At 68.7% G+C, this 23,332-nt stretch carries 24 protein-coding genes; 14 read left to right on the top strand and 10 right to left on the bottom strand.

Annotated elements, in window-relative coordinates; genetic code table 11:
• The coding region (locus tag VJT49_RS25685; RefSeq protein WP_324167485.1) for a LarC family nickel insertion protein at positions 1 to 582 on the bottom strand (582 nt) is incomplete at its 3' end.
• A complete protein-coding gene (gene larB / locus VJT49_RS25680) occupies positions 579 to 1,520 on the bottom strand; it encodes a nickel pincer cofactor biosynthesis protein LarB (protein WP_324167484.1) in 942 nt (313 codons plus the stop codon). The genes VJT49_RS25685 and larB, both read right to left, overlap by 4 nt.
• Here larB and VJT49_RS25675 point away from each other — a divergent pair.
• The 7 genes from VJT49_RS25675 to VJT49_RS25645 all read left to right on the top strand — a co-directional run bounded on the left by VJT49_RS25675 (position 1,495) and on the right by VJT49_RS25645 (position 11,456).
• Positions 1,495 to 2,337: an ATP-dependent sacrificial sulfur transferase LarE gene (locus tag VJT49_RS25675; RefSeq protein WP_324167483.1), complete on the top strand. Its 843-nt coding sequence runs from the start codon at positions 1,495 to 1,497 to the stop codon at positions 2,335 to 2,337. The genes larB and VJT49_RS25675 overlap by 26 nt on opposite strands.
• Before the next feature lie 306 nt (positions 2,338 to 2,643).
• Positions 2,644 to 4,518, top strand: a complete 1,875-nt coding sequence (locus tag VJT49_RS25670) for an AfsR/SARP family transcriptional regulator (protein WP_324167482.1) — start codon at positions 2,644 to 2,646, stop codon at positions 4,516 to 4,518.
• Positions 4,519 to 4,667: 149 nt separating this feature from the next.
• Complete coding sequence (locus tag VJT49_RS25665; RefSeq protein WP_324167481.1) at positions 4,668 to 5,603, top strand: cysteine synthase family protein; 936 nt, start codon at positions 4,668 to 4,670, stop codon at positions 5,601 to 5,603.
• Between the two features lie 61 nt (positions 5,604 to 5,664).
• Positions 5,665 to 7,332 (top strand): class I adenylate-forming enzyme family protein, encoded by a 1,668-nt coding sequence (locus VJT49_RS25660; protein WP_324167480.1) that lies wholly within the window; start codon positions 5,665 to 5,667, stop codon positions 7,330 to 7,332.
• 22 nt (positions 7,333 to 7,354) lie between these two features.
• Positions 7,355 to 8,389, top strand: a complete 1,035-nt coding sequence (gene aroF / locus VJT49_RS25655; RefSeq protein WP_324167479.1) for a 3-deoxy-7-phosphoheptulonate synthase — start codon at positions 7,355 to 7,357, stop codon at positions 8,387 to 8,389.
• Between the two features lie 54 nt (positions 8,390 to 8,443).
• Positions 8,444 to 10,426, top strand: coding sequence for an FAD/NAD(P)-binding protein (locus tag VJT49_RS25650; RefSeq protein WP_324167478.1), 1,983 nt, complete (start codon positions 8,444 to 8,446; stop codon positions 10,424 to 10,426).
• A 97-nt stretch (positions 10,427 to 10,523) separates the two neighbouring features.
• Positions 10,524 to 11,456 (top strand): NAD(P)-dependent oxidoreductase, encoded by a 933-nt coding sequence (locus VJT49_RS25645; protein WP_324167477.1) that lies wholly within the window; start codon positions 10,524 to 10,526, stop codon positions 11,454 to 11,456.
• A gap of 77 nt (positions 11,457 to 11,533) precedes the next feature.
• On the opposite strand, the gene VJT49_RS25640 is transcribed toward VJT49_RS25645, so the two are convergent.
• From VJT49_RS25640 to VJT49_RS25625, 4 genes are all read right to left on the bottom strand, one after another.
• A complete protein-coding gene (locus VJT49_RS25640) occupies positions 11,534 to 12,655 on the bottom strand; it encodes an ABC transporter substrate-binding protein (RefSeq protein WP_324167476.1) in 1,122 nt (373 codons plus the stop codon).
• The gene (locus VJT49_RS25635; protein WP_324167475.1) at positions 12,652 to 13,740 is read right to left on the bottom strand and encodes a hypothetical protein; all 1,089 of its coding nucleotides are present in this window, start codon (positions 13,738 to 13,740) and stop codon (positions 12,652 to 12,654) included. Before VJT49_RS25635 ends, VJT49_RS25640 begins: the two co-directional genes overlap by 4 nt.
• Positions 13,741 to 13,916: 176 nt before the next feature.
• Positions 13,917 to 15,944, bottom strand: coding sequence for a tetratricopeptide repeat protein (locus VJT49_RS25630; protein ID WP_324167474.1), 2,028 nt, complete (start codon positions 15,942 to 15,944; stop codon positions 13,917 to 13,919).
• Between the two features lie 74 nt (positions 15,945 to 16,018).
• On the bottom strand, positions 16,019 to 16,768 hold the full coding sequence (locus tag VJT49_RS25625) for an alpha/beta fold hydrolase (RefSeq protein WP_324167473.1): 750 nt from the start codon (positions 16,766 to 16,768) through the stop codon (positions 16,019 to 16,021).
• Positions 16,769 to 16,867: 99 nt separating this feature from the next.
• On the opposite strand from VJT49_RS25625, the gene VJT49_RS25620 reads away from it, so the two are divergent.
• On the top strand, positions 16,868 to 17,101 hold the full coding sequence (locus VJT49_RS25620; protein WP_324167472.1) for a hypothetical protein: 234 nt from the start codon (positions 16,868 to 16,870) through the stop codon (positions 17,099 to 17,101).
• Positions 17,102 to 17,172: 71 nt separating this feature from the next.
• A complete protein-coding gene (locus VJT49_RS25615; protein WP_324167471.1) occupies positions 17,173 to 17,673 on the top strand; it encodes a helix-turn-helix transcriptional regulator in 501 nt (166 codons plus the stop codon).
• A 2-nt stretch (positions 17,674 to 17,675) separates the two neighbouring features.
• Here VJT49_RS25615 and VJT49_RS25610 read toward each other — a convergent pair whose 3' ends face one another.
• Both VJT49_RS25610 and VJT49_RS25605 read right to left on the bottom strand, forming a co-directional pair.
• Positions 17,676 to 18,491 (bottom strand): IclR family transcriptional regulator, encoded by an 816-nt coding sequence (locus VJT49_RS25610; RefSeq protein WP_324167470.1) that lies wholly within the window; start codon positions 18,489 to 18,491, stop codon positions 17,676 to 17,678.
• A gap of 171 nt (positions 18,492 to 18,662) precedes the next feature.
• Positions 18,663 to 18,929: a winged helix-turn-helix domain-containing protein gene (locus VJT49_RS25605; RefSeq protein ID WP_324167469.1), complete on the bottom strand. Its 267-nt coding sequence runs from the start codon at positions 18,927 to 18,929 to the stop codon at positions 18,663 to 18,665.
• 294 nt (positions 18,930 to 19,223) lie between these two features.
• Between VJT49_RS25605 and VJT49_RS25600 the strand changes: the two genes are divergently transcribed.
• The 4 genes from VJT49_RS25600 (at position 19,224) to VJT49_RS25585 (ending at position 21,233) form a co-directional block, all read left to right on the top strand.
• The gene (locus VJT49_RS25600) at positions 19,224 to 19,508 is read left to right on the top strand and encodes a helix-turn-helix transcriptional regulator (protein ID WP_324167468.1); all 285 of its coding nucleotides are present in this window, start codon (positions 19,224 to 19,226) and stop codon (positions 19,506 to 19,508) included.
• Between the two features lie 143 nt (positions 19,509 to 19,651).
• A complete protein-coding gene (locus VJT49_RS25595) occupies positions 19,652 to 19,921 on the top strand; it encodes a hypothetical protein (RefSeq protein WP_324167467.1) in 270 nt (89 codons plus the stop codon).
• Positions 19,922 to 19,965: 44 nt separating this feature from the next.
• The gene (locus tag VJT49_RS25590) at positions 19,966 to 20,613 is read left to right on the top strand and encodes a phosphoribosyltransferase (RefSeq protein WP_324167466.1); all 648 of its coding nucleotides are present in this window, start codon (positions 19,966 to 19,968) and stop codon (positions 20,611 to 20,613) included.
• On the top strand, positions 20,610 to 21,233 hold the full coding sequence (locus VJT49_RS25585) for a dienelactone hydrolase family protein (protein WP_324167465.1): 624 nt from the start codon (positions 20,610 to 20,612) through the stop codon (positions 21,231 to 21,233). Before VJT49_RS25590 ends, VJT49_RS25585 begins: the two co-directional genes overlap by 4 nt.
• On the opposite strand, the gene VJT49_RS25580 is transcribed toward VJT49_RS25585, so the two are convergent.
• Positions 21,199 to 21,900 carry a TetR/AcrR family transcriptional regulator gene (locus VJT49_RS25580; protein WP_324167464.1) on the bottom strand — a complete coding sequence of 234 codons (702 nt, stop codon included), beginning with the start codon at positions 21,898 to 21,900 and terminating at the stop codon, positions 21,199 to 21,201. The genes VJT49_RS25585 and VJT49_RS25580 overlap by 35 nt on opposite strands.
• A 123-nt stretch (positions 21,901 to 22,023) precedes the next feature.
• Here VJT49_RS25580 and VJT49_RS25575 point away from each other — a divergent pair, with 123 nt between their 5' ends.
• Positions 22,024 to 22,467 (top strand): nitroreductase family deazaflavin-dependent oxidoreductase, encoded by a 444-nt coding sequence (locus VJT49_RS25575; RefSeq protein ID WP_324167463.1) that lies wholly within the window; start codon positions 22,024 to 22,026, stop codon positions 22,465 to 22,467.
• Here VJT49_RS25575 and VJT49_RS25570 read toward each other — a convergent pair.
• A complete protein-coding gene (locus VJT49_RS25570; RefSeq protein WP_324167462.1) occupies positions 22,457 to 23,296 on the bottom strand; it encodes an alpha/beta hydrolase in 840 nt (279 codons plus the stop codon). The genes VJT49_RS25575 and VJT49_RS25570 overlap by 11 nt on opposite strands.
• Positions 23,297 to 23,332 lie beyond the last annotated feature (36 nt).

Raw genomic sequence — 23,332 nt, 5'->3', positions numbered from 1 at the left:
GGTGCACAGCTCGCGTGCGGCGGGGTGGGCGGCCACCGGGGCGGCCGCACCGGTCAGCAGCGCGAGCACGGCGGGCGGCGGTACCGGGAGCCGGCCGTGCGCCGCGGTGACCGTGCCGCCGCCGACCGCGATGGGGGAGACGGTGACGGCGGCGTTCAGCAGCCCCAGCATGTCGAGGCCCAGAGCGCAGCCCACCACGTCGACGATCGCGTCCAGCGCGCCGACTTCGTGGAAATGCACGTGTTCCGGCGCGATGCCGTGCACGGCCGCCTCGGCTTCGGCGAGCCGATCGAACACGGCGACGGCGAACCGCTCGGCCGCGGCGGGCAGCGCGGCGGACTTGATCATCTCGAGGATTTCGGGAAGATGCCGGGCGTGTCCGGTCTCCGGCGCCTCGACCACCACCTGCCGTGCCCGCAACCCGTGCCGTCGCACCACACGCTCGGTGAGCCGGACGCCATCGACGCGCAGCCGGGCAAGGCCGGCGAGGATCTCGTCCAGACCGGCGCCGGCATCCACGAGAGCGGCCAGCAGCATGTCGCCGGCGCACCCGTTGCCGGCGTCGATCCAGGCGACGGTCATGACGGCGCCATGGTTTTCGTGGTTTGCCTGGCGATCCGGGCCGCGGCGACGCCCGCGCCGAAACCGTTGTCGATATTGACCGTGAGCACTCCGGGCGCGCAGCTGTTCAGCATGGCGAGCATCGCGGTCAGCCCGTCGAGGTGCCAGCCGTAGCCGACGCTGGTGGGCACGGCGATCAGCGGCACACCGCAGAGCCCACCGATCACCGCGGGCAGCGCCGCCTCCATTCCGGCGATCGCCACGACGGCGTCGGCCCCGGCGATCCGGTCGCGCTGGGCCAGCAGGCGGTGAATTCCCGCAACGCCGACGTCGACGACGAGGTCCGGCTCCGCCCCGAAGACGGTGATCGTGGTGGCGCATTCGCGGGCGACGGGCAGGTCGGAGGTTCCGGCGCAGACCACGGCCACCCCGCCGCGCGGGGCGGGCGGCTCGCCGATGGTCACGGTCGCGGCGAGGTCGTCGACGCGGATATCGGTGAATTGCCGGCGGCAGTGCTCGCGGGCTTCCTCGTTCACCCGGGTAGCCAGGATTGCCCGATCGGGATGTGCTTCGTGCAACCGGGCGAGCGCGGCAACGATATGGCCGGGTGTTTTGCCGGCTCCGTAAACGACTTCCGGGTCGCCCGTCCGGGCAACGCGATCAAGGTCCAGTTGTGCGAAGCCAAGATTCGCGGTGGGTGCACCGGTCGCCGTTCCGTCCATCGACCCCATGTCGGGAACGTTAGTGTTCTCGCACGACACATGTAAACCGAAGCCGGGAACTTGCTTGCCAGATTTGGCTATTCTGTCGACTGGACCGAACCTACCGTGATGGTCTTGCCCGCCGGCAAGCCGCCCCTCGATCAGGAGAACAGGTGCTCGTCTTTTGCTGTCAGCGGATCCTCGGCTCCGCGCGATCCGCCGGGATGCCGTAGTGGACACCGATTTGGCGGAGCTCACCCACCGGCTGCTGATCGGGCTTCGCTCACTTGACGACGTGGCCGTCGCGTTTTCCGGTGGTGTCGACTCCACGCTGGTGCTGGCCGCGGCCATGCGGGCACTGCCCGGCCACCGCGTGCTCGCGGTGATCGCCGACTCGCCGAGCCTCGCCCGTGCGGAACTCGTTGCCGCGCGGGAGGTCGCGGCCGGACTCGGCGCGAAGCTGGCCGAGGTTCGCACCGGCGAGCTGGCGGTTCCGGGCTACCGCGCCAACGCGGGCGACCGTTGCTATTTCTGTAAACACACAGTGCTGACCGCGGTCGCCGAAGCGGCACGCGAGCGGCACATCGCCCACGTGGCCACCGGTACCCATGCCGACGATCACCGGGCCGCGCACCGCCCCGGCCTGAGGGCCGCCCGCGAACTGGGTGTGGTCGAACCGCTGGCCGACGCCGGGCTGGGCAAGCGCGAAATCCGTCTGCTCGCCGCCGCCTGGTCGCTGCCGGTCGCCGACAAGCCCGCGATGCCTTGCCTGGCGTCACGTATCTCCGTGGGCGTTCCGGTCTCCCTCGCCCGGCTGGGTTTGGTGGAGCGGGCCGAGATCACGCTTCGGGCACGACTTGGTGAGGTCGGTATCCAGGCGCGTGATCTGCGAGTTCGCTTGCTGAGCAACGGTTTCCGGGTCGAGCTGGACGCCGGCGCGCACGTTGCGCTGGAGGCTCGGCCCGAACTCACGGCCGACGTGCTCGCCGAGCTGGGTGCGCTCGGCCTGACCGGTCCCGGTGAGGTGTCGACGTATCGTCCGCCCGCACCTATGTCGCCGCCCTCGGTGCCCTGAAAAGGTTTCAGGTTTCTCCTGCATCTTTGGCCGCACGATCGGGCGAACCTTCGGTAATTCGCCGGTTCTGAAAGATATTCCGTGCACGTGTTCGCCCTGTGATTGAGCCGCAATCGAGCGTGACGTGAAATTCTTGTGAAACGATCGAAACACACCAACCGAACTTTCGGTGATGCGGTGGATCACATACCAGGTCCGAAAATTGCTAATCTGGCGTCGGCAGCCTGCGTTTCCGCTATGTTGCACGCGTTCGACGTGTTGGTTACCACTGGCGGTGGTGGGGCCGCATACAGAGGGGGAGGGAAAGTGTACTTTCAGTTGCTTGGCGCACTGAAGGTTCAGCGCGACGGAAACCGGGTCGATCTTGGGGGACTCCGCCAGCAACGGCTGTTGGCGATGCTGTTGCTTGACGCCAACCGGGTGGTCAGCGCGAACCGCCTGATCGACGCGATGTGGGATGACGAACCGCCGGTGACCGCGCGCCGGCAGCTGCACAATGCCGTCGCCGCGATCCGGCGGAGCTTCGCGGCGGCCAAATCGATCGTGGTCAATGACGGTCCGGGGTATCGAATCCAGGTTGAGGCGCAGGACATCGACGCCCGCCGGTTCACCACACTGGTCTCCCGCGCGTCGGTCACGGCGGCCGAGCGGCGTACGGCGGCGGCCGTCGAACTGCTCGAGGAAGCGCTTTCGCTGTGGGAGGGGCCGGCGCTTTCCGGGCTGAACAGCCCGGTGCTGGACATCGCCGCCGCGACGCTCGAGGAGAAGCGCTTGTCGGCCACCGAACAGCTTCTCGCGTTGCGTCTGGACGGGGGAGCCGCCGCGGCGCTGGTGCCGCAACTGGGCGAACTGGTGTCCGAGCATCCGCTCCGGGAGGAGACCCGCAGGCTGCTGATCCTCGCGCTGCACGGCAGCGGGCGAAAGGCCGAGGCGCTGAACGTCTACGAGCAGGGCAGGCGGTTGCTCCGCGAGGAGATCGGCGTCGACCCCAGCGCGGCGCTACGCCAGCTCTACGATCGGATCCTGCGCGACGATCTCCCACAGCCCAGGTCGAGACCCGAGCCCGGCGGCCCGGTTTCGGGCGGCGGTGGGCAACCGGCGGACCATGGCGGCACGGGCGTCAAACGATCCTTCCTTCCGTATGACACGGCGCATTTCACCGGGCGCACGGGCGATTTGCGGTCGCTGACCACGCCGTCGCCGACCGGAACCGCGCTGGGCATCGTGGTCATCGACGGCATGGCCGGGGTCGGCAAGACCACGCTGGCCGTCCGGCTCGCCCACCAACTCGCGCATCGTTATCCCGAGGGTCACCTTTTCGTAGACCTGAACGGGGATCTGCCCGGTCACGAACCGCTCGCTCCCGACGCCGCGCTGGAACGGCTGCTGCTGGATTTCGGGCTCCCGCCGGCGCGGATTCCCCGCGACGGCCGGCAACTGGCGGCGCGCTGGCGGGCCGAGGTCGCGGAGCGGCGGATCCTTGTGGTACTGGACAACGCGGTTGACGCCAAGCAGGTCCGCCCGCTGCTGCCGGGCACGGGAAAGGCGCTGGTGATCATCACCAGCAGGCGGCGCCTGGTCGGCCTCGACGGGGTGACCTCCCGTTCGCTCGACGTGTTCTCCCCGGAGGACGCGGTGGCGCTGTTCACCAGGATCGCCGGCGCCGACCGCACCAAGGACCGGCCGCATGTCGTCGCCGAGATCGTCGCGCTGTGCGGATATCTGCCGTTGGCGATCAGCATCGCCGCGTCCCGCTTCCACAACCGGCCGGCCTGGTCGCTCGAGCACATGGTGTTCCGGCTGCGGGACGAGCGCGGGCGGCTGGCCGAACTGTCCCACGGCGATCGCAGCGTAATGGCCGCTTTCGAGACCTCATACCGGAATCTGTCGCCCGAACTGCGGCGGCTGTTCTGTGTGCTCAGCTTCGGCACGCACCCCTGTACGGAGTTCGACGCCAGCGCCGTGGCCGCGATGACGAACATGCCGGTGACCGAGGCTGACCGGCTGCTGGAGGAGCTTTTCGATGCGCACATGCTGGGCCAGCACACGGCGGGGCATTATCACTTCCAGGAGCTGCTGCGGGCGTACGCCCGCGTGAAAGCGGCGGAACTGGATGTCGACGATGACACCTTGGGCGCCTTGGACCCGCGCGGCGGTGTGTGGGTACAGGCCGGAGTGTGACGGTCGCCAGAAGTAACGGATGCACGGCCAATGCGGGAAAAAGACAGCATCGATGGTCGCGGTGGGCAGACTCTGCCTCAGAGTCAGTCACCGGTCGGGTGAATCGTCGCGATAGGACATTCGACCGGCACCACAGGCAGGAGACCACTGTGGAACGTGCCGCGATCATCGACAGCATTGAGGAACTCGTCGGCAGTACGCCGCTGCTGAGGCTGCCGCTCGGCGGTTCGGGCACCGTTGTTCTCGCGAAGCTGGAAATGGCGAACCCGCTGGGCAGCGTCAAGGACAGGGCGGCGCTGTTCATGCTCGACGCCGCGGAAGAGCGCGGTGATCTGGTGCGGGGGTCCGGCACGGTCGTCGAGGCGACGTCGGGCAACACCGGGATCGCCCTGGCCGCGCTGGCCGCGCGTCGCGGTTACCGTTGTATCGTCGTGCTGCCCGAAAGTGCCACCCCGGAACGGATCGGGCTGCTGCGCCTGCTCGGCGCGGAGGTCGTGCAGGTGCCCACCGAGGGTGCCTACCGGGCCTGCGTGGAGAAGGCCCGGGAAATCAAGGCCGCGACACCCGGTGCCTGGTATATGTGCCAGCACGACAACACCGACAACGTCCGCGCGCACTATTCGACGACCGGTCCGGAGATCGCGGCGGCGACCGGCGGCGACATCGACGTGCTGGTGTGCGGTGTCGGCACCGGCGGAACGCTGACCGGTGTCGCCCGCTACCTCAAGGAACACCATCCCGGTGTCCACGTGGTCGCCGTCGAGCCGGAGAGTTCGCCGCTGCTGTCGCGCGGTGTCGCCGGCACGCACAAGATTCCCGGGTACAACGGCGGATTCACCGCCGAGACAACGGATCGCACGCTGATCGACGAAGTGATGACGGTCTCCGACGAGGACGCGCTCCGCGGCGCAACGGGTCTCGCGCGGACCGCCGGGCTGCTCGCCGGGATTTCGGCCGGTGCCGCCATGCACGCCTGCTCACTGCTGGCGGAAAAGCCGGAGTACACGGGCAAAACCCTGGTCACGATCCTGCCGGACACCGGTGAGCGCTACCTCAGCATGACGGTCGGCGGCGCGGCCCGATAAGCCTCACCATTTTCGTTTCCGTCATGGCCGCCACAAAAGGCCCGCACCAGAAAGTGACGACATGCTGTTCACGCACAAGACAGTCCTGACCCCTGAGCTGCGCGCCAGGGTGGCCGCGGACGCCGGCATCGGCGGCGGCAACCTGCTTCCCTCGCTGCTGGCCATCAACCCTTGCCCCGATGAGCCGTTCATCAGGTCGCTGACTCCGGTGCCTTACACCGACGGCGAGACGCGGACCGAGTTCAGCCTGCGCGACCTCGACCACCTGGTGCAGAGTTGGTCGGCGTGGTACTGGGAAAAGGGAGTGCGCCCGAGGGACCGGGTCGCGATCTTCCTTCCCGACTCCATCGCCTACTTCGTGCACTACTCGGCCATCGCCCAACTCGGCGCCGTCGCCATGCTCATCAACAGCAACGCGCCGAGGGAGACCGCGGTGGCGCTGTGCGAGCGGACCGGCGCGATCGCCCTGTACACCAACCAGGAGCGGCTGGACCGGATCGCTCCGGACCTCGACAAGCTGCCGCTGCGCTGGACCGCGACCATGGAGGAGGTACCGAGCCCGCCGTCGGCCACCCTGCCCGAAAAGGCGCGGTTCCGGCACCACCCGGACGACCCGGTCGGGCTGATGCACTCCTCGGGCACCACCGGCCTGCCCAAGCCGACCATCCACACCCACCGCACCATCGTGGCCGGCCCGAAGTTCCGCGCCGTCGACTACAAAGAGGACCCCAACGCGGTGATCATGACCGCCATGCCGCAGTCGCACCAGGGATGCATCGCGTTCACCTCCTACGCGGTCCTCGGCGGGCAACCGTTCATCCCCTGGCGCGACGTCCCCGGCGAGCAGTTGGCGGCGGCCATCGCCGAGCACAGGCCGACGATGGTGATGGCTTTCGGCCACGTCTACCCGGAGATGGCCGCGCTAAAGACCCCGCCCGGTGCCCTCGACTCGGTGAACTTCTGGGTCTCCATCGCCGACGCGGTGCACGAGCGGCACATGAAGAACATCCTTTCCCGCCGCTCCAAGAATCTTCCGCCATCCGCCTTCCTTGACCGGCTCGGCACCACCGAGCTGGGCTGGGGTGTGCTGATGCAGCCGCGAACCCTGGAGACCGTGCGTAACGACCGCTGCGTCGGCCGCTCGGTCGGCTTCGCCGAGGTATCCATCGTGCGGGAGAACGGCACGCTCGCCGAGCCGTACGAGTACGGATTCCTTGGTGCGAAGCCACCCTCGATGACTCCGGGCTACTGGGGCGACCCGGACACCACCTACCGGAGCATGCTCGCCGGCTACTGGCTGACCGGGGACATCGCCTACCGCGACGAGGACGGCCTGTTCTACCAGGTCGACCGCGCGGTGGACGTGGTACACACGACCCGGGGTCGCGGCTATTCGGTGCAGCTCGAGGAACTGGTCCTCAACGAGGTCGCCGGCGTCGACGATTGCACGATCATCGCCGGCGGGCTCGGGGACGAGAAGGTGGCCGTCGCCGTGGTGACCGGCGATGTCGACGCGGAAAAGGTGCTGTTTTCGGCCAACGAGGTGCTGCGCGCGAACGGGAAGATCGAGCTGGCCGTGGTCGAGGTCGCGAGCGCGGAAGGAGATTTCCCGCTCGGCCTCACCGGCAAGTCGCTCAAGCGTTTCCTGCGCGACAAGTACAAGGATCTGGTTGTTTACGTCCGTGACCGCAGAGGGAAGAACCTTGCCAAGAACGACGCGCTCGTTTGAATCAGCCGGGAGAAAAACTACCGTGGCTAACCAAGACCTGCTGCTCGTGTTCGACGAGACCGTGACCCGCGCCGGGGTCGACGGTTGGATGCGGCACCTGGAATCCAGCGGCGCGCCAACCCAGATGTACCGGCTCGGTACCAGCCATGTCCTTCCGGTGTCCGATTCGGACGCGATCCGCGCGGCGGGGCCGGACCTGCCGGCGCCCACCCGGCAGGTGCCACGGGGAAACGAGGCCTGGCTGGGGCGCCGGGAGGTGCGCCCGGCCGGGACCGAGGTGTCCCTTGGTCCCACCACGATCGGCGACGGCTCGGTCGCGGTGATCGCGGGGCCGTGCGCGGTCGAGACACCGGAACAGATGATGGCCACCGCGTCCGCCGTCGCCGAGCACGGCGCGGCCGGTCTGCGGGGCGGCGTCTTCAAACCGCGGACGTCGCCGCATTCCTTCCAGGGTCTCAAGTGGAACGGGCTCGACCTGCTGGTCGAGGCGCGGGAGCGGACCGGTCTTCCGTTTGTCACCGAGGTCGTCGAGCCCGAACACGTGAAGCGGCTTTCGGAGGTGGTCGACGGGTTCCAGATCGGGGCCCGGAACATGCAGAACTTCGCGCTGCTGACCGCGGTGGGCCAGAGCGGCCTGCCGGTCGTGCTCAAGCGCGGCTTCGGCTGCACCGTCGAGGAAACCCTCGCGGCGGGCGAATACCTGCTGCTCGAGGGGAATGACCAGGTGGTGCTGTGCGAGCGGGGAATTCGCACCTTCGAGCCGTCCGCGCGGTTCACGCTGGATCTCACCGCGGTGGCGCTGTGGAAGCAGCGTACCCACCTGCCGGTCATGGTGGATCCCAGCCATTCCGGTGGCCGGCCGGAACTGGTGGAACCGCTGTCCCTCGCGGCGATCGCGGCGGGTGCGGACGCGTTGCTGATCGATGTCCATGTCCAACCGGAGCAGGCGTTGTGCGACGGCAACCAGGCGCTGCGCCCGGCGCAGTTCGCCGGTCTCATGGGTTGTCTCGCCGGCGTCGCGGCCGGGCTCGGCCGCCGTGTGAGCGGCGGCGCCTGAATCGGAAGGTGTCTTTTGAAGTGAGTGGAAGTGTGTGGTGTGGTGTCTGGTGAGATGGGGCTGGCGGTTGTGGGGTTGGGTCCGCGTGGGTTGTCGGTGGTGGAGCGGTTGTGTGCCAGTGCTGGGTCGTTGGTGCCGCGGGGGTGTGAGCTTGTGGTGCATGTGGTGGATCCGTGGGTGTTTGCGGGGGGTCGGGTGTGGCGGAGTACGCAGGATCGGGTGTTGTTGATGAATACGGTGGCCTGTCAGGTGAGCATGTTCGTTGATGAGACCGTGGATTGTGAGGGTCCGGTGGTGGGTGGGCCGAGTTTGTATGAGTGGGCGCGGTCGGTTTCGGTGGTGGGTGGTCCGGAGGTTCCGGATGTGGTGCGGGCGGAGGCGGTGGTGCTGGGGCCGGATGATTATCCGTCGCGGGCGTTGTATGGCAGTTATCTGCGGTGGACGTGGCGGCGGGTGGTGCGGACCGCGCCCGCGTCGGTGAGGTTCGTGCCGCATCCGGTGGCGGCGGTGGATGTGCGGGATGGGGTGGGCGGGTTGCAGGAGGTTGTGCTGGCTGATGGGCGGTGTATTGAGGATCTTCAGGCGGTGGTGTTGGCGTTGGGGCATCTGCCGCACGCGTTGGGTGAGGCGGAGGCGGCGATGAGCGGGTTCGCCGCCCGGCACGGTCTGCGGTATGTGGCGCCGGGCAACCCGGCGGAGGTGTCACTGTCGGGAGTGCCGGCGGGCGAACGGGTCATTCTGCGTGGTATGGGTTTGAATTTCTTCGACTACATGGCGTTGTTCACGTTGGGTCGTGGCGGCAGGTTCGTGCGGGGACCTGATGGCGGGTTGGGGTATCTGCCGTCCGGGCGGGAGCCGCGGTTGGTCGCGGGGTCGCGGCGGGGGGTGCCGTACCAGGCGCGGGCCAGGAACCAGAAGGGCCCGTTCGGCCGGCACCAGCCGCGGTATGTGACGCCCGAGGTGATCCGGCGGATACGGGCCCGCGCGCAGGGGGGAGCGCCCGCGGACTTTCGCCGGGATATCTGGCCGCTGATCGATCAGGAGGTCCGCACGGTGTTCTACGCGGCCCTGCTGCGGGAGCGCGGGTACGGCGGTGGTGGCGTGGAGGAGTTCACCGCCGCGTTCGCGGTGGCCGGGCCCGCCGGGGTGCCGCGGTCGGGTGATCCGCTGGCGATCCGGGAGAGCCCCGCCCAGCGGGCCGTGCTCACCCGGTTCGGTATCACCCCCGGCCATGGTTGGGACTGGCGGGCTGTCGCGGCCCCGTATGCCGCGGCCGATCTGGTCTCGACCGCACGGTTCCGGCGCTGGCTGCGGTCCTACGTGGACATCGAGGTGGCCGAAGCGGGCAAGGGGAACGTGACCGGGCCGCTCAAGGCCGCGGTGGACGTCCTGCGCGACCTGCGCAACGAGATCCGGTTGCTGGTCGACCACGGTGGGCTCTCCGGCGACTCCTACCGCGACGACCTGCAACGCTGGTACATGCCGCTCAACGCGTTCCTGTCGATCGGGCCGCCCGCCGCCCGCATCGAGCAGTTCGGCGCCCTCATCGACGCCGGTGTGCTCGAGGTACTCGGCCCGGACATGCGGGTCGAGCGCACCGGCGGACGGTTCCTCGCGTACTCGGCGGCCTGCCCGGACCTCACCGTGCCGGCCAGCACCCTGATCGAGGCGCGCCTGCCGGACACCGACCTGGCAACCACCACCGATCCGCTGCTGCGCTCGCTGCTGGCCCGCGGCCACTGCCGCCCCTACCGCATCCCCATCCGCGGCGGCGGCTACTACCACACCGGCGGCCTCGCGGTCACCCCACGCCCCTACCACCTGCTGGACACCACGAACCGGCCACACCCCCGGCGATTCGCCTTCGGCGTACCCACCGAAACCGTGCACTGGGTCACCGCCGCCGGCATCCGCCCCGGCGTCAACTCCGTCACCCTCACCGACGCCGACGCCATCGCCCGCACCTGCCTGACCATCACCACACAACACCCACCCACCACCACCAACCCCCTCAGCCAAATCGGGAGACCCGCATGACACCCTCCGTGCCAACCCGCGGCCGCCCAGCCGCCCACCGCGCGCGCCATCTTTTCCCGCTGTCGGGGTGGCAGCGCGAACTTTCGGAGGAAACGGCATGAGCAAGCGGGTTCTGCTCGCCGGTGCGACCGGTGTGATCGGCCGGGAACTGGTGCCCATGCTGCGCGGCCGCGGCCATCGGGTGACCGCGCTGGTGCGAGATCCGTCGAGGGCCGCTGGGCTTGCCGTCGACGACATCGTGGTCGCCGACGCGCTCGACGCCCCGGCCGTGCGCTCGGCGGTGCTGTCCGCCCGGCCCCAGGTGGTCGTGCACCAGTTGACGGCGCTGCGCGTCAGCACGGGAGAGGGCATGGAGACCACCGCCCGCCTGCGGATCGAAGGCACCACGAACCTGGTCAGGGCCGCGGTCCGCGCCGGAGCCCGCCGGATCGTCGCGCAGAGCATCGCTTTCGCCACCGCGCCGAGAGGCGGAGGAGTGCTCACCGAGGACGCCCCGCTCTTCTTCGACGCTCCCGACCCGGGCTGGTCGCGTACGGTGCGTGCGGTCGCGGAACTGGAGCACACGGTGCTCGGCACGCATGACATCACCGGACTCGTCTTGCGCTACGGAAGCCTGTACGGCCCCGGCACTCTCTATCACCCCGACGGGGCGATCGGCGCGGCGGTGGGCAGGGGTCGGTTTCCGCTGCCCGAGTCGGCTGCCGGAGTCACCTCGTTCCTGCACGTGGCCGATGCCGCCTCGGCCGCGGTCGCCGCAGTGGAAAGCGAAATCGGCGGGGTGTTCAATGTGTCCGACGACGAACCCGCCGAGGCCGCCACCTGGGTGCCCGCCTACGCCCGGATGCTCGGCGCGCCACCACCGCGCACGGTGCCGGTCATGTTGATCGAGCGGATGTCCGGCTGGCTGACCGGTTACCAGCTGACCGCGATGCGGGGCGCGGCCAACGGCTACGCGAAGCGGGTGCTCGGCTGGCGGCCACGAACCCCGAGCTGGCGCACCGGCCTGGAGGTCGCATCGCTCGGTCCATGAAACGCTCTCTCGCTCCCTTGCCGTGGTATTCGACGGCGCCCTCGCCGGTGTCGCGGCGGCCGTGACCAGAACGGAAACTAATCTCCACAAGGAATGTCGAGCCAGTCCTCATGAGACAGTCCGGTTCGGACGTTGTCCAGGTTGGCGAGCAGAGCGTCGAGTTCGCCGGGATCGGCGAGGTACTCCAGCACAGCCCGGTAGAACGCGCTGGTCATGGTCGTCGGCATGAGGTCGGCGGCGCTGAAACACAGCCTGCCCGAGGACAGCAGGTTCGGCGGATTGATCTGTTGCCCCTCCTCGGCCAGGTACCGGATGAGCTCCCGCGCGGCCGGGTTGGTGGTGAACCTGCCCGCCGCGTCACCCGCCACCACCGCCACGTTGGGCACCGAACCTGGGAAGGGCAACTCGACGAATCCCGGCCCCGGGTCCGCGGCCTGGTGCACCAAACCGCAGTTCTGCCTGGTCGCGTCGCCGAAGTCGGTCAGGAGCGCGGCGATGTCCCCGCCCTGGATCTGACCGATCACGATCGACCCCCACGTCCGCCAAGCCGCCAGGACCGGTGGTGACCGCCAGTCGAGCGCGCCCGAAGCCCAGGCCCGGTACACGTCCGGACCCGACTGGTGCAGCAGGACGTCCTCCACCCAGTCGGCGCCCGGCCAGCCGGTGGTGGACAGGGAACCCAGGCCGAGACACCACGCCGACCGCCCGGGTGTCCGCGTGGCCAGTGCTGCCAAATCGGCCCAGGTTCCCGGCAGTGAACTGGGCGGCTCCGCGGCCCGGTACCAGATCCTGCTCTTGAGATCGGCCTTCACGGCTACCGTGTACAGCCGGTTCTGGCCGTCCTTGGCCTGCCATGGCTCGCGGTCGGCGGTCTCGCGCGCCTGGCCGGTCAGCTCGTCGAGCGCCTTGAGGGCGCCGGAGCGTTGGTACCGGGCGAGATCGTTGGGACGGGACAGGATGGCGATATCGGGTGGCGTGTTCTTTTCCACGTCCGAGGCCAGCACCTGGTCGACCGCGCGGGTGCCCTGGTAATTCACCAGAATGCCGGTCTTCGCGGTGAAACCGGCGAGGATCTTCAAGAAGTTCTGCCCCTCCTGCCCGGTCCAGGTCGCGATCACCGACACGCTGCGCGGCACACCCGCACAGGCGGTCAGGCTCCCGGCGAGCAGCAGGATCACCAGCAGCAGTGCCCTTTTCATGCGCGGTACCGGTATTCGTCGATCCGGGCCTGCAGCCCCCACAACACGAGCGCGCCGATGGCGACACCGGCGAGCGGAATCACGATCTGCAGCCACCACGCGGCGGTGGCCGCCACCGTCGACTCATCCGTCTGGCCGATTCCGGCGTCGATTTCCGCGTCGCCGGCGACCGAGGCGGGCGGGCGCGACGTTTCCAGGCTTGCCGCCGTCGGACCGCACCCTCCACTTTGGCCACAACTGGCGTTGAGCATCGCCTGAATTTCCTGCTGCGACAGCATGTTTTCGTACTGCGCCCGGCTGTCCCGACCGTTGACGACCTGGTTCAGCGCGGCTCGCGCGACGGAAAGGTCGTGCTGCACGGGGAAGGTCCACGCCAGGCCCGTGACCACCCCGGCCAGCAGTACGGTGGCCGCGATCAGCTGTGGGTTGAGCCGCCGCCGGAATCGTTTCGCTAGTGTCCATTGTGTCCAGACGAGCGGGCCCAGCAGGAGCGTGGCCGGCGCCATCCACAGCGCCGGCACGAGCGGGCCGGTCCAGCCCGAGGAGAGCTGCTCGTCCAGCGCCCCCTGCTGCGCGAGGATGAGATCGTCCAGCCGCACGAGGACGCCGTCGAGACCGGAATGCAGCAAGCGAGAGGCGTTCCACAGATCCGCGACCCCGACCACGGTCCCGCCGGGCTGCCGATAGTGCGCGTCGGCCTGTTCGACGGCGCCGAGGTACTCGCTCAGCAGCGCCTCGACCACCTGCAGGTGCCGGCTGGCGACCTCGCCCCCCTGGTTGAGTTCGGCGGCCCTCGCCAGGTTCTGACTCGCCAGCGCGGTCTGGCTCTGGTAGTCGTCGCCCGGCCCGGCCAGCACCACTTCTCCGCGGCGAAAGCTGCTCACGGCGGCCTTGTCCGCCTTGATCAACGCCGTCTTCGCGCTGCTCACCGCGAGGATCGCGGGTGCGGTGCGATCGTGCACCGTTTCGGCGGTGTTCGCCACGCCACGCCAGACGGCGAACGACGTGACGATCAGCGCGATGGTGGTGAGCAGCAGGCTCCGGCGCAGCCGGATGAGCAATCGGCCCGTGGCAGTCCGCGTCATGTCAGTGTTTCCCGCCGGCCTGCGCGCTACCGTGATCGTGTCGCCAGGGTGCTGGTTGGTGGTGGGGGTCAGGTTCTTCGCGATGGCGCCCTGCCGTCACGATCGCGGGCCTGACGGCGCGGGGCGCGCTCTGTGGTTGGCTTGGGAGCGGCGACTTGACAGGGCTTCGCGTCATGTCAGGTCCACGACCTCGGCCGGACCTGGTTGGCGAGGTCGACGAGCAGCCCGTGCTCGTCCTGGCTGCGCGCCTGCCGGGCGAGCCGCTGGTAGCCGTGTTCGAGCTGTTCCCGGATTCTCCTTTCGCTGCGACAACCGAGGTGGAGCGCCATTTCCCGGACCGAGATGACCAGCCGCTCCCGTGACTCCTCGCTGTCCAGGTACAACGCGGAAAGCCGTTCCATGGCGGCGTTGAGGTCCTCCGGAGTCGGCGTTTCCCCGCCGGCGAGTCCGGTCGAGAGGACCCGGACCGCCGCGACCATCGCCGCGTCGTAGTGCCGGGAAAACTCGGGCACCTGATCCAGCACTCGAACCGCTCGGGCGCGGTCGCCCCGCGCGAGGCTGACCCTGGCCAGTCCGAACGCGGCACTGACCTCGGACCGATCGCGTGTCCAGACCGCCGTGTAGTAGCGCTCGGCGTCCTCGCGCGCGCCGAGGGTCTCCGCGCAGAATCCCAGGGCCAGCTTGGGGGCCGGCTCACCGGGGATGTTCCAGTAGACCTCGTCGAACAGTTCCCGCGCGCTTCTGACCTTGTTCTCCGCCAGCGAGAGCAGCGCCCGGTGCCAGATCATCCGCCAGTCGTAGGGCATGCGCGCGCCCAGTATCTCTTTCGCGTCGGCGAGACAGGACCGCGCCGCGCCGGGGTCCCCGCGCTCCAGGTGCACCCGGCACCGGCGAAACTCGGTTTCCACAGTGGACGGGGAGAGCCTGGCCAGCTTGTCCAGCAGCCGGGCCGGATCCGGCGCGCGCACGGTACGCAGGAACGGCGTCTGGGGATCGCGCGGGTCCTCCACCGGCACCGGCAGGCCACGGGCCACCGCCTGGGCGGACGGGCGGCCGTCCGTCAGTGGCACGGCGAGGTCCGAGGTCCACCGGTCCAGGGGCGGTGCCTGGCCGAGACCGGCGTCGAGGAGCGCGCCCGTTTCGGTGAACACGCTGGAAGTCGCGGGCCGCGGCTCGCCGTCCCGCAAGGACAGCACCTCGTCCAGCACGCCGTCGAGCTGGGTCGCCATTTCCGTGGCGGAGCCATAACGCTGGGCAAAGTGGTCGGTCGCGCGGTCGAGCACCCGGCGGAACGACTCGACACCGAACGCGATGCGTTCGGAGACCGAAGCGTCGCTGACGCTGAACAGTTCGCGCAGGGTGACGCCCACGGTGTGCACATCGGAGCGGACGCTCAGCCAGTGCTGGGCGATCTCCTCCGGACCGACCTGGTAGGGCGCGGTGCCCACGATCGGGCTGGTCCGGTCGCCGATCTCGCGGATCGCGCCCAGGTCGATCACCTTCACCAGCGTCTCGCCATGGATCACGTTGTCCGGCTTCATGTCGCAGTAGAGCAGGCCCTGGGCGTGCAGGTAGGCAAGCGCGGCGAGGATCTCCCGGCCGTAGGCGATGACGTGCTCCACCCGCAGTTCGGTGGTCCCGGCGCGGGCCTTGCCCACCACCTCGCGCAACGACAACCCGCCGACGTAGTCCATCACGATGTAGCGGTTCTGTTCGCCGGGAACATGCGGGTCCGCGTGCGTCACCACGTTGAAGATGCGGACGATGTTCGGGTGCTCGGAAGCGGTCAGTACCTGGCTCTCGTTGACCGACAGCCGCACCGCGGCCGGGTCCGCGGTGTTGATCAAGCCCTTGAGCACCACGTACTTGCCCCCGAGATGCCGGTCCCGGGCCAGGTAGATCCAGCCGAGACCGCCGCGGGCGATGCAGCCCAGCACCTCGTACTGCCCGGCGACCAGATCCCCCGCGGTGAGTTTGGGGGAGAACGAAAACGGCGTGCCGCAGTGGTCGCAGCGCCCTTCGGTGCCGTCGTGGCCCGCTCCGGCCCCGCACTTGCCACATTTGCGCAACCCCTCGGGCAACGCGGGGTCGGACATGATCAGGCTGTCCGTTGAGGGGAGTCGCACCACGGGCAGCACGGCTTCGGCACTGCCCGTGGCGTGACCGATGGTCATCCGCCGCTTGTAGTCCTCGTCGACCCCCACGTGAGTGACAATACGTCTGGCTGATGTCACCGGAGAGGAACTTTTGCGCAAAAGTAGCCGGACGGCCCAACCCGTCAAGCCGAGCGGGGCACCGAATCGCCGTCGTTACCCGCCGGCTCGGCCCTTTCGCGTTCGGGTGCGAGGAGGGTACGGATCTCGGCCAGGACGTCCCGGTGCGCGGCCAGCGCCAGGTGCCCGACGCCGGCGGCCACCACGTTGCGCACCTCGAGGTCGGGATGCTCGAGCTGCGCGTTGCGGGCGGGCAGGACCAGCGCGTCGGCGGTGCTGGAGAAGGCCACGAACCGCGTGGCGCAGCCCGCTGCCGGCTCGGCCAGCTCCCGGAGCAGGTCGCTGCCCGGCCGGAGCTGGCGCACCAGCGGCCACGGCGAGAGCAGCCACGCCGTCATGGTTCCCCTGTGCGGTGTCGCGATGGTGACCACGTTCTCGACCCGGGTGTCCCCGTCGAGTCGCTGTACGTAGTACCGCGCGATCAACCCGCCGAGGCTGTGCCCGACCAGGTCCACTTTGGAAACGCCTGCCACCGTGCAGAGCTCCTCGATCTGCTCGGCGAGCCTGCGTGCCGCGGCCCGTACGTCCCCGATCAGCGGGCTGTAGCTGAACGACACGATCGGTCCCGGCAGCGCCTGCTTGAGTTCGGTGAAGATCGACATGTTGTCGGCGAGGCCCGGCAGTACGACCAGTGGCCGGGTGAGCACGCTCGGAGGCCGGTGGGTCGCGATGGTCCATCGGCGGCCGACGGCGGCGGGGTAACGGGCCACATGCGTGACCACGCTGACGATCTCGCCCATCACGGTTCGCAACATTGCGCACCTCCTCCCCACGAGGATAGACGTGCTCACCGACGTTTCCGTTACTCTTAGGTCTTTCCCGGGAAACGGTGGGAAGGTAGCGATATCCAATCGTTGTCCGAGTTCTACGGTGAACCGGTCCCGCGGACAGCTCACGTGCTGGAGTCGTACGTGCGAGCCGGGCGCATTCCGCTGCGTGACGCCGACGGTGCCGTTGTCCCCGTCGACCTGCGGCAGGCGGCACTCGAGTTCGGTGGCGACCTCGCCGATAGCGGGCCGTACCTGCACCGCATGCACGCGGCCGGCCTGCTGAAAGTCGACGAGCACGGGGTTGTTGAGCTGAGCTAGGGGCTTGTTTCGGCTAGCTCACGGAGGGTGACCGACGTGCGGTACGATGTGATGTGCTGCACTCGGCCGATATGATCGTCGATTTCAGCCAATTTGACCGCTTGTGCGAAAACACTGGCCGGTGTGGTATCGGCGCATGCCGCTCTGGCGCTAGCGTCGGCGCCGAAATCAAACTGGAGGGATTGATGGTGGCAGAGCCGGATTGGGAGGCGGTCGGCAAGGCGATCCGAGACCGTATGGTTCAGCTTGGCCTGCTCCAGGAGGAGTTGGCCCGCCGCTCGAACATCGCACCGGCGACCATCCGCGAGATCGAGTACAACACCGTCCAGCGCCGGCGCGGAAAGCGCACGCTGCGCGCGTTGTCGGCCGCCCTCGAATGGCACGAAGACCACCTCGAGGCCATCAGGAACCGGGAAGCGCCACCCGCCCGCGAAACCCTCGGGCAGGCCGCCCGGAATGCGGCCGCCGGCGCGGCGACGGCCATCGAGGAAACCCTGCGGGAACTGCTCGGGCGGGTGGCCGAAATCGAGCGCATGCTGGCCGACCTGCACCGCAGTCAATTCGGCGAATAGCCTTACCCGAGCAGTACGGCTCGCTGTGGCGGAACGGGATTGGTGGTAATTCCCGCGGCGACCTTCTGCAGGGTCTTCGCGACTTTCCTGGCTTCGGCGAGGGTGAACCGGGGGGCCGGGCCGCTGACGCTGATCGCGGCGGGAAGATGGGTGCCCAGGAGCGGAGCGGCGACGCACCGGCCGTCCTCCTCGTTTTCTCGGTCATCGATGGCGAAGCCGGTGCGGCGCACCTTGGTCAGTTCGTCGAAATACTCGTCGAGCGTGCCCAGGGTGCTCGAGGTGCGCTTGACGAGCCCCGTGTGCTTGAGCAGATCGCGCACGCGCTCGTCGCTCAGCCGGGACGCGATGACCTTGCCGAGTGCCGTGCAGTGCAGCGGAACCCGCTCGCCGCGGTGTGCGGCCAGCCGCACACCGCGGCGGCTTTCCACGATGTCGATGTAGATGACGTGATCTCCGTCGAGCAGGCCGAGATTGGCCGTCTCGCCGAACTCGTCGCGCAGGTAGTCCAGCGACGGCCGGGCACGCTCTCGGAGGATTTCCAGATGCCGGGACTGCATGCCGACGAAGCCGAGTCCGAGCCGGAAAAGGTTGCCGTCCTCGTCGCGTTCCACATACCGATGGTTTTCCAATGTCCACAGGTAACGGAACGCGGAGGACTTCGGCAGGCCAGTGGTCTGGGCCACTTCGTTCAGGGTGATGCCGTCGACCGACTCCTGGAGCAGGTTGAGGATCAGGCAAACCCGCTCGACCGCGCGGACCGAGTAGTCCCGCTCGAGCTCCTCGGCTTCTGCGGTACCCTGCTTACGGCGGCGTCTCACGCCAAAGCACCTCATTTCGGGAGCTAATGTTGGGATTTCAGCACCCTACAACCGTTTCCAGAGGTATGTCAGGGGGCCAGTTGGGTCATCCACGGAAGAAGCCGCGCCCTTTCCGGTGCCCGGAGTGCAAAACCACGGGCGGGCCGGCTCCCGGCCCGGCCGACGGCTCGTTCAGAAACCGTAAGTCTCCTCTCTCCGGTCGGCGACGAAGGTGCCTTTGGAGCGCAGCGTCACCACCAGTCCCCGCTCGCGGAGAAGTTCGGTGGCGCGGCGCGCGGTGCCGAGCGAGACCCCGTACTCCTGGGCCAGCCGCCGCTCCGCGGGCAACGGTTTGTGGGGTGGCAGTTCGCCCGCATTGATACGTGCCGCGATGTGGTCCGCCATTCGTTCGTAGATGTAGCCCGGAGTATCGCCGGGGTCGAAATCAGGAATTGTCACGCGATAAACGTAGAACTGTCCTGAACTGCGGAAATTCCATGGTTGCAACCTGCCGCGACAGGTAGCGCATGTACGCTTCGGAAAATTGCGTCACCCGAAAGGGGAAGATTCCGCTACAGCGCGATTAATCGGTCCGTGGGGTGCGGGTGAGCGGGCAGGGCAAGCCCCGGCGATCCTGGTCCGGGCGGCCAGGCCGAGCACGGTCTGCAATTTGCACTTCGCAAAGATAACCCATTTGCCGGTTTCGTTTGAGCGGCGAAGATCCGAGAGTGGGCACGGGAGGTGTCGCGGTACATGACCGATGTCGTGCCGATCGGGCCGTTGATCCGGCTGGCCCGTCGTGAGCGCGGGCTGACCCAGTACCAGCTGGCGGACGCGCTGGCCGGGGTGTCCGGCAACGACAGCATCGGGCGGGATGAGGTGTCCCGGTGGGAACGCGGGAAGCGGGTGCCGGGCCCGTACTGGCAGCACTGGCTCAGCGACGTGCTCCACGTTTCGCCCGACCGATTGGCCACGGCCGCCCGCCTCGCCCGGGCGATGCGGTCCCACCGCCCGGACCCGAGCATGCTGCGCACCTGATACGCGGACAGCGCGAAGCCCGGGCAGCGACCGTCCGGACGCGCACCTCGACTCACTTCCGCCAACCCGGTGGCGAGGCTTCGTGGTCGGGGCTGCCACCCTCGAAAGCGTGTGCGCTCCCGGTGGACGGGTACCCGGCAGGCATGAAAAGGAGTCGGGAAGAGTACGAACGGGGCTTGCCCGGCTACCACGATCCGACCTCCGGGTTCGGCGGGGCGGCCCCGGCCTACAGCGCGCTGACCCTGCGGATCTGGATGGCGTCGTTGTCCGTGCTTCTGTGCATCGGCGCCGCGATCTTGTTCGCTCGCTTCGAGATCTGGTGGGCGGTGGTGTTGCTGTCGGTCGTCGCGGTCGGGTGCCTTGCCGACTTGGCGTGGGTGGTGCACCGCAAGCGCCGTGGTGAACCCGGTTGACGGAGTGGCAGGTCAAACCGCGGCAGGATCGCGGAGGAGAACACATGAGGCGACAGCGGGTCTTTCCGGATCGCCGCGCCGGAGGCCTTCATCTGGGAGAACGTCTGCGGGAACGGGAATGGCACGACCCGCTGGTGCTCGGGCTGGCCCGGGGCGGCGTGGTGGTCGCACACGCCGTCGCGGAGCTGCTGGAGGCACCGCTCGACGTCGTGGTGGCGAGGAAGATCGGTGCGCCGGGACGTCCCGAGTTCGGCGTAGGGGCGGTCACGGCACGGGGAGAGCCGACTTACGACAAGCGAAGTCTCGCCTTGCTCGGTCTCGATCCGGCCGACCTGACCATGACCTGTGAACGGGAGCGGGCGGAGGCGCGCCGTCGTGAAGAGCTGTACCTGCGCGGCCGTGCGCCGCTTCCGCGAGCGGGCCGGGATGTGATCATTGTGGACGACGGGCTCGCCACCGGGGTCACCGCGAGGGCGGCGCTGCGGGCGGTCCGCGAGGACGGGCCACGCACCCTCGTCTTCGCGGCGCCGGTCTGTGCCCCGGATGCCGCGGCCGGCCTCAAGGGGGATGCCGACGAAGTGGACTGCCTGCTGGCCCCGCAGGCGTTCCGCGCCGTCGGCCAGTGGTTCGCCGATTTCGCGCAGACCACCGACGAAGAGGTCATCGCGTTACTGGGAGGTGACTTGCCATGACGGTTCCCCTGGTCTTCGGTGCGCTGCGTGGCGACCTGACGGTGCCCGCCGACGCGTTCGGCGTGGTCGCGTTCGCGCACGGTTCGGGCAGTTCCCGGCACAGCCCGCGCAATATCGCGGTGGCCAAGACGTTGCAGGACAACAGGCTCGCCACGGCCTTGTTCGATCTCCTCGATCCCGCCGAGGCCGACCGGCGGTTCGACATCGAACTGCTCACGAAACGGGTACTGCGGGTGATGGACGAGCTCGCGCGGCACGAGTCCACAAGGGACCTTCCCCTGGGACTGTTCGGTGCCAGCACCGGAGCCGCGGCGGCCCTGCGTGCGGCGGCGGCGCGGCCCGACCAGGTGCGGGCGGTGGTTTCGCGCGGCGGCAGGCCGGACCTCGCGGGCGACGCGCTGGCACGGGTGACGTGCCCGACGTTGCTGATCGTGGGCGGGCGGGACTACGAAGTCCTGCGCCTCAACGAAGACGCCGTGCAACGGTTGGCCGGGCCACACGAATTGTCCGTGATCCCGCACGCGACCCACCTGTTCGAGGAACCCGGCGCGCTGCCCGCGGTGGCCGAACTGGCCTCGGACTGGTTCAGCGGGACTCTCCGTGTCCGGGAAAACCGATGAAATCGGCCATCTGCTCGGCCAGGTAGCCGAAGAACGCGTCGGCGGGGTCGACGACGTTCGTGTACTGCCCGAACAACTCGAAGCCGATCGCGCCGAACAGCTGCGTCCATGAGATGAGCAACCGCGTCACGTCGGCTTCGGAGTGGTTCGTGCCGAGGCCCGCGGCGAGTGCGTCGGCCTGTTCGGTGAGTTCCGGCGGCAATGGCGGGCCGGGGTAGGGCGGCTTCAGCGGGCCCGCGTCGGCGACGCGGACGAGGGTCAGGGCGGCTCGGGTGGCGGGCGCGATGGTGTCCTCCGGCGCGCGATAGCCGGGCACGGGCGAACCGTAGATCAACGAGTATTCGTGCGGATGGGCCTTCGCCCAGTTCCGCACTCCGTGCCAGACGGCGATCCAGCGTCGTCGCGGCTGTTCGCCTGGACCGGGGTCGGCCGTCTCGGCGGCTTCCCCGAGTGCGTTGTACGCGTCGACGATCAACGCGGTGAGCAGGTGGTCGCGACTGGGGAAGTACCGGTAGAGGGCCGAAGAAACCATGCCCAGTTCACGGGCGACCGCGCGCAGGGAAAGCCCGTGCGCGCCGACCTCGGTGAGCTGGCGCTTGGCCGTGTCCTTGATTTCCCTGGTCAGCTCGGCTCGAGCCCGGTCACGTGCGGTGCGGATGGCGCTCATGCGCGCCAGTCTGCCAGCTCAGAGATCGGCAGACAAATTTAAGAGCACTGATCTTGACATTGGGCCACGGAAGGAGTTCACTGTTCTCAAATAAGAGCGCTGCTCTCGGGTGAAGGAGATCACGTGAACGAGGCCCGATACGTCAAGCTGAGCAAGGCCGACACCGTCTTCAACAGTGTCGTCGCATGGCTGACCAGGCGAGGGATCAGCCTGCTGGGCAGCCGGGTGCTCGTGGTCCGTGGGCGCAAGAGTGGTGAGCCGCGATCCGTCCCGGTGAACCTGCTGACCATCGACGGCGAGCGCTACCTGGTCGCGCCGCGCGGCGAAACCCAGTGGGTGCGCAACCTGCGGGCGGCCGGCGAAGGCCGGCTCCTGGTCGGCCGGCGTGCCGAGACCTTCCACCCCGTCGAACTGGCCGACGACGAGAAGCCGGCGATTCTGCGGGCCTACCTCAAGCGGTGGGCATGGGAGGTCGGGCGGTTCTTCGAGGGCGTGGACGCCGACTCGCCCGACGAGGTGGTGCGCGGTATCGCTCCCGGATTTCCCGTCTTCCGCGTCACTGTTTGAGCAGGAATGGGCCGAGGCGGTCAAGCAGGGCGGCGGGCTGTTCCTCGGCCAGGAAATGCCCGCACTCTTCGAGGCCGGCGCCATCGACATCCTCGGCGTAGTCGCGCCAGATCTCGAGCGCGGGCAGACGGCCGAGCAGCCCCGCCGAGCCCCACAGGGCCAGGACGGGCATGGCCAGCTTGCGCCCGGCATCGGCGTCGTCGTGGGCGGCGTCGTCCGGGAAGGATGCCCGGTAGTCGTCGAATCCGGCGCGGAGGGCGCCTGGCCGGGAGAACGCCCGGATGTAGGTGTCCGCCGCGTCCAGGCCCTGGCGCTGGTAGGTCCACCGCTCGAAGAAGTAGCCGAGATAGGCGGCGATGTTCTGGCCGGCGAGCAGTTCGGGCAGGTCGGGCTGCAGGTGGAACAGCCAGTGCCAATAGCCGCGGGCCAGCTCGCTGTTCAACCGGTGCCACATTTCCCGGGTGGGAATGATGTCCAGCACGGCCAGCAGGCGCACCTCGTCCGGACGATCGAGTGCCCACCGGTGGGCCACCCGTCCGCCGCGGTCGTGCCCCACGACGCTGACCGAGTCGAAGCCCAGTTCGTGAACCAGCGCCGAAACGTCGGCGGCCATCGTCCGCTTGTCGTAGCCGTCGCGAGGCTTGTCGGTCAGCCCGTACCCACGCAGGTCCGGCGCGATCACGGTGTAATTTTCCGCGAGCGGGCCGAAGATCTTGTGCCAGCAGAACGACGTCTGTGGCCAGCCGTGCAGCAGCACCACCGGCGGTCCCTCGCCCCCGCGCCGGTAGTGCATCCGGATCCCGTTCACGGTGACCATGTGCGAGCGCATTTCCAACCTCCTTGTACGGACTAGGTTGAATCGATC

Source organism: Amycolatopsis sp., from assembly GCF_035276945.1.
GTDB lineage: Bacteria > Actinomycetota > Actinomycetes > Mycobacteriales > Pseudonocardiaceae > Amycolatopsis_E.
This window is presented reverse-complemented; position numbering and strand designations above follow the sequence as displayed.

Coding starts and splice junctions, on each gene's coding strand:
- VJT49_RS25660 (WP_324167480.1), top strand. CDS start 5,665: ATGCTGTTCACGCACAAGACAGTCCTGACCCCTGAGCTGCGCGCCAGG.
- VJT49_RS25650 (WP_324167478.1), top strand. CDS start 8,444: ATGGGGCTGGCGGTTGTGGGGTTGGGTCCGCGTGGGTTGTCGGTGGTG.
- VJT49_RS25645 (WP_324167477.1), top strand. CDS start 10,524: ATGAGCAAGCGGGTTCTGCTCGCCGGTGCGACCGGTGTGATCGGCCGG.
- VJT49_RS25640 (WP_324167476.1), bottom strand. CDS start 12,655: ATGAAAAGGGCACTGCTGCTGGTGATCCTGCTGCTCGCCGGGAGCCTG.
- VJT49_RS25635 (WP_324167475.1), bottom strand. CDS start 13,740: ATGACGCGGACTGCCACGGGCCGATTGCTCATCCGGCTGCGCCGGAGC.
- VJT49_RS25625 (WP_324167473.1), bottom strand. CDS start 16,768: ATGTTGCGAACCGTGATGGGCGAGATCGTCAGCGTGGTCACGCATGTG.
- VJT49_RS25615 (WP_324167471.1), top strand. CDS start 17,173: ATGATCGTCGATTTCAGCCAATTTGACCGCTTGTGCGAAAACACTGGC.
- VJT49_RS25600 (WP_324167468.1), top strand. CDS start 19,224: ATGACCGATGTCGTGCCGATCGGGCCGTTGATCCGGCTGGCCCGTCGT.
- VJT49_RS25595 (WP_324167467.1), top strand. CDS start 19,652: ATGAAAAGGAGTCGGGAAGAGTACGAACGGGGCTTGCCCGGCTACCAC.
- VJT49_RS25590 (WP_324167466.1), top strand. CDS start 19,966: ATGAGGCGACAGCGGGTCTTTCCGGATCGCCGCGCCGGAGGCCTTCAT.
- VJT49_RS25585 (WP_324167465.1), top strand. CDS start 20,610: ATGACGGTTCCCCTGGTCTTCGGTGCGCTGCGTGGCGACCTGACGGTG.
- VJT49_RS25580 (WP_324167464.1), bottom strand. CDS start 21,900: ATGAGCGCCATCCGCACCGCACGTGACCGGGCTCGAGCCGAGCTGACC.
- VJT49_RS25570 (WP_324167462.1), bottom strand. CDS start 23,296: ATGCGCTCGCACATGGTCACCGTGAACGGGATCCGGATGCACTACCGG.